Origin of the sequence: Streptomyces sp. NPDC058632 (assembly GCF_042717095.1) — a bacterium.
Lineage (GTDB): Bacteria > Actinomycetota > Actinomycetes > Streptomycetales > Streptomycetaceae > Streptomyces.
Map to the genome: position 1 here is coordinate 4,381 of NZ_JBHXQZ010000155.1, position 5,135 is coordinate 9,515.

The following is a 5,135-nucleotide window of genomic DNA, read 5'->3' on the forward strand; positions in this document are numbered from 1 at the left end:
CGTGCTGGTCGTTCTAGACTTCAGTTCTCGTTCGGTCTGTCTGTTGGTGTTCTTATCCCGCGGAGCGGTCGGCACTGTCTGCGGGGGCGTCGACGAGGCGGCCGCTGCGGCCGTCTGGGGCCTGGTCCGGTCCGCGCAGACCGAACACCCCGGCCGCTTCGGCCTCCTCGACCTCGACCCCGAACCGGCCGCCGACCCCGCCTCGGCCCTGCCGGCCGCGCTCACCGCCGACGAACCGCAGACCGCCCTCCGCGACGGCGCGGTCCTGGGCGCCCGCCTCGCCCGTGTCCGCCCGCCCGCCGAGCGGGACACCGCTGCCTGGAACCCGGACGGCACGGTCGTCGTCACCGGCGGCACCGGCGGCCTGGGCGCAGTCCTCGCCCGCCACCTCGTCGCCGCACACGGCGTACGGCACCTGCTGCTGGCCGGCCGGCGCGGTCCCGACGCGCCCGGCGCCACCGAACTGGCCGACGCCCTGCGCGAGTCGGGCGCCGAAGTCACGGTCCAGGCGTGTGACGCCGCCGACCCCGACGCCGTCGCCCGGCTCTTCGCCGCGATACCCGAGGACCACCCCGTCACCGCCGTGCTGCACACCGCGGGCATCCTCGACGACGGGCTCGTGGAGTCCTTCACCACCGACCGCCTCACCGCGGTCCTGCGGCCCAAGGCCGACGCCGTCTGGCACCTGCACCGGGCCACGCGCGACCTGGACCTCGCCGCGTTCGTCGTCTTCTCCTCCTTCGCCGGCACCGCCGGCGCCCCCGGCCAGGCCGGCTACGCCGCCGCCAACGCCTTCCTCGACGCCCTCGCCGCGGCCCGGCGTGCCGCTGGACTGCCCGGCCTGTCCCTCGGCTGGGGCCCCTGGGCGCCCGGCACCGGCATGACCGGCGAACTCACCGAGCACGACCTGCGCCGCCTGTCCCGCTCCGGCACGCCCCCGCTGGCCCCCGAGGACGGCCTCGCCCTCTTCGACACCGCCCTCGCCCTGCCCCGCGCGGCCGTCCTGCCCGTCCGGCTCGACCTGGCCGCGCTGCGCGGCGGGGGAGAGGTGCCGCCGCTGCTGCGCGGCCTGATCCGCGCCCGCCGCCGCACCGTGCGCACCGGCTCCGAGGCCGCCCTCGGCCTCACCCAGCGGTTGTCCCGGCTCGACGCGGAGGCCCGTACCGAGGCCGTCACCGACCTGGTGCGCGCCCAGGTGGCCGCCGTACTCGGCCACGCCTCCGCCACGGACATCGACCCCGAACGCGCCTTCCAGGACCTCGGCTTCGACTCCCTGACCGCCGTCGAACTGCGCAACCGGCTCGCCGCCGTCACCGGCCTGCGCACCTCGGCCACCGTCGTCTTCGACTACCCCACGGTCTCCGCGCTCGCCGCCCACCTGCTGGAGGAGCTGACCGGCGACGCCGAGCCGGACGCGCGCGCCGCCGCCCCGGCGGCCGCCGCCACCGCCGACGACCCGGTCGTCATCGTCGGCATGAGCTGCCGCTACCCCGGCGGCGTCAGCTCTCCCGACGACCTGTGGCGGCTGGTCACCGAGGGCACCGACGCGGTCGGCGGACTGCCCGTCAACCGTGGCTGGGACCTGGACGCCCTGTACCACCCGGACCCCGACCACCCCGGCACCTCGTACACCCGCTACGGCGGATTCCTGCACGACGCGGGCGACTTCGACCCCGGTTTTTTCGGCATGAGCCCCCGCGAGGCGCTGGCCACCGACTCCCAGCAGCGGCTGCTCCTGGAGGCGTCCTGGACCGCCGTGGAGCACGCCGGCATCGACCCGGTCTCCCTGCGCGGCAGCCGCACCGGCGTGTTCGCCGGCGTCATGTACAGCGACTACTCCGCCACCCTCGCCGACGAGCGCTTCGAAGGACACCAGGGCAGCGGCACCGCACCCAGCATCGCCTCCGGCCGGGTCTCCTACGCCCTCGGCCTGGAGGGCCCCGCGGTCACCGTCGACACCGCCTGTTCCTCCTCCCTGGTCGCCATGCACTGGGCGATGCAGGCCCTGCGCTCCGGGGAGTGCTCCCTCGCCCTGGCCGGCGGCGTCACCGTGATGTCCACGCCGACCTCCCTGATCGAGTTCTCCCGCCAGCGCGGCCTGTCGCCCGACGGACGCTGCAAGGCCTTCTCCGACGACGCCGACGGCGTCGGCTGGTCCGAGGGCGTCGGCGTCCTCGTCCTGGAGCGGCTGTCCGACGCCCGGCGCAACGGCCACCGCGTCCTGGCCGTGGTGCGCGGCTCCGCGGTCAACCAGGACGGCGCCTCCAACGGCCTGACCGCCCCCAACGGCCCCTCCCAGCAGCGCGTCATCCGCCAGGCCCTCGGCGCCGCCGGGCTGACCCCCGCCGACGTCGACGCGGTGGAGGCGCACGGCACCGGCACCAGCCTCGGCGACCCCATCGAGGCGCAGGCCCTGCTCGCCACGTACGGCCAGGAACGCGACCCCGAACGCCCCCTGCTGCTCGGCTCGGTGAAGTCGAACCTGGGGCACACCCAGGCCGCCGCCGGTGTCGCCGGCATCATCAAGATGGTCATGGCGATGCGCCACGGCGAACTGCCGCGCACCCTGCACGCCGACCGCCCCTCCAGCCACGTCGACTGGGAGGCCGGCTCGGTCGTCCTGCTCCAGGAGCACACCGCCTGGCCCGAGACGGGCCGCCCCCGCCGCGCCGCCGTCTCCTCCTTCGGCATCAGCGGCACCAACGCACACGTCGTCCTGGAGCAGCCGGCACCGCGGCCCGTGCCCCGCCCCGCGAGCACCGACGACACCGACGCCCCCGCCGCCCTGCCGTGGGTCCTGTCCGGCCGCACCCGGCCCGCGTTGCGCGCCCAGGCCGCCCGCCTCCTGGCGTACCTGGGCGAGCGCCCCGCCCTCGCCCCCGCCGACGTGACCCTCTCCCTGGCCACCACCCGGCCCGCGTTCGAGCAGCGCGCCGTCGCCGTCGGCGGCCCCGACGACGTACGGCGGGCCCTGGCCGCCCTCGCCGCAGACCGGCCCGACCCGGCGCTGGTCCTCGGCGAGAGCGGCGGAGCCGGCCGCACCGCCCTGCTGTTCACCGGGCAGGGCAGCCAGCGCCCCGGTACCGGCCGCGAACTGTACGGCCGGTACCCGAAGTTCGCCGAGGCCATCGACGAGGTCGTGGCCAAGCTCGACCCGCTGCTCGCCGGCCCGGAGGCGTACTCCGCGCCCCGCTCGCTCAAGGACGTCCTGTTCGCCGAGGACGGCACCCCCGAGGCCGCCGCGCTCTACGAGACCGGCTGGACCCAGCCCGCCCTGTTCGCCCTCGAAACCGCCCTGTACCACCTGGTCCGCTCCTGGGGGGTGCGCCCCGGCGTGCTCCTCGGACACTCCATCGGCGGTATCGCCGCCGCCCACGCCGCCGGCGTCCTGTCCCTGGACGACGCCTGTGCCCTGGTCGCCGCGCGCGCCCGGCTCATGCAGGCGCTGCCCGAGGGCGGCGCCATGTACTCCGTGCAGGCCACCGAGGACGAGGTGCTGCCGCTGCTGGACGGCCTGGAGGACCAGGTCTCCCTGGCCGCCGTCAACAGCCCCGGCTCCGTCGCCGTCGCCGGGGACGAGGACGCCGCCGAGCGCGTCGCCGCCCACTTCGCCGGCCAGGGCCGCACCACCCGCCGACTGCGGGTCAGCCACGCCTTCCACTCGCCGCGCATGGACGCCATGCTCGACGCCTACCGCCGGGTCGCCGAAGGCCTCACCTACCACGAGCCGGCCGTGCCGGTCGTCTCCGACCTCACCGGCCGCCTCGCCACCGGCGACGACCTGCGCACCGCCGACTACTGGGTCCGCCACGTGCGCGGCACCGTCCGCTTCGCCGACGCCGTGCGCGCCGCCCACGAGGCGGGCGCCGCCACCTACCTCGAACTGGGCCCCGGCGGCTCCCTGGCCGCCCTCGCCGAGGACACCCTCGGCGACGACGCCGGCACCGACGCCGTCCCGCTGCTGCGCACCGACCGCCCCGAGGACGTCAGCGCCCTCACCGCCCTCGCCCGGCTGCACGTGCGCGGGATCCGCGTGGACTGGGCGGCGGCGCACACCGGCACCGGCGCCGCCACCGTCGAACTGCCCACCTACGCCTTCCAGCACGAGACGTACTGGCCCGACACCACCGCCCCCGGCGTGCGCCGCGCCGCCTCCGACCCCGCCGACGCCGCCCTGTGGAACGCCGTCGAACGCGGCGACGCCGACGGACTCGCCGGACTGCTCGGCCTGCGCGACGAGGAGCACGCCTCCCTGTACGCGCTGCTGCCCTCGCTGTCCTCCTGGCGGCGCGTCCGGCAGGAGAAGGCCGTCCTGGACGCCGCCCGCTACCAGGTCGCCTGGCGGCCCGCCACCGGCACCGGCGCCCCCGTCCTGGACGGCACCTGGCTGGCCGTCACCACCACCGGTGACGAGGCCGACGAGGTCCTCGAGGCGCTGCGCGGCCACGGCGCCCTGCTGCAGCGCCTCGAACTCGACGCCTCCCACCTCGACCGTGACCGGCTCGCCGACGCCCTGCGCGCCGCCGGGGCCGCCCAGGCCACCGGCGTCCTGAACCTGCTGCCCCTCGCCGACGGACCCCAGCCGACCGACGGGGCACCCGGGGACACCGGCTCCGGCGGCCTCCCGCTCGGCTTCGCCCTCGGCGTCGTCCTCGCCCAGGCCTGCGGCGACACCGCCACCACCGCCCCGCTGTGGACCGTCACCCGCGGCGCCGTCTCCACCGGCCCCGGCGACCCGCTGACCCACCCCGGCCGCGCCACCCACTGGGGCCTGGGCCGCGTCACCGCCCTGGAACGCCCCGAGCAGCCCGGCGGCCTCGTCGACCTGCCGGCCGTCCTCGACGCGCCCGCCGCGCAGCGCCTGGCCGGCGTGCTCGCCGCCCGCGACGGCGACGACCAGGTCGCCGTCCGTGCCTCCGGCGTGCTCGCCCGCCGCGTCGTCCGCCACCCCGGCGCCGACCTGCCCCGCGAGACCGACTTCACCGCTTCCGGCACCGTCCTGATCACCGGCGGCACCGGCGGTCTCGGCGCCGAGACCGCCCCCGGGCTGGCCCGCGCAGGCGCCACCCACCAGATCCTCACCCGCCGACGCCGCCCCCACCCGCCGGGCGCCGCCCAACTCGCCGCCCAACAGG

1 pseudogene is annotated in these 5,135 nt (G+C 77.1%); it reads left to right on the plus strand.

The features are described 5' to 3' along the window. Positions 1–85 precede the first annotated feature (85 nt). Positions 86–5,135, plus strand: a pseudogene (locus ACFWVE_RS33940) (type I polyketide synthase); the annotation flags it as partial.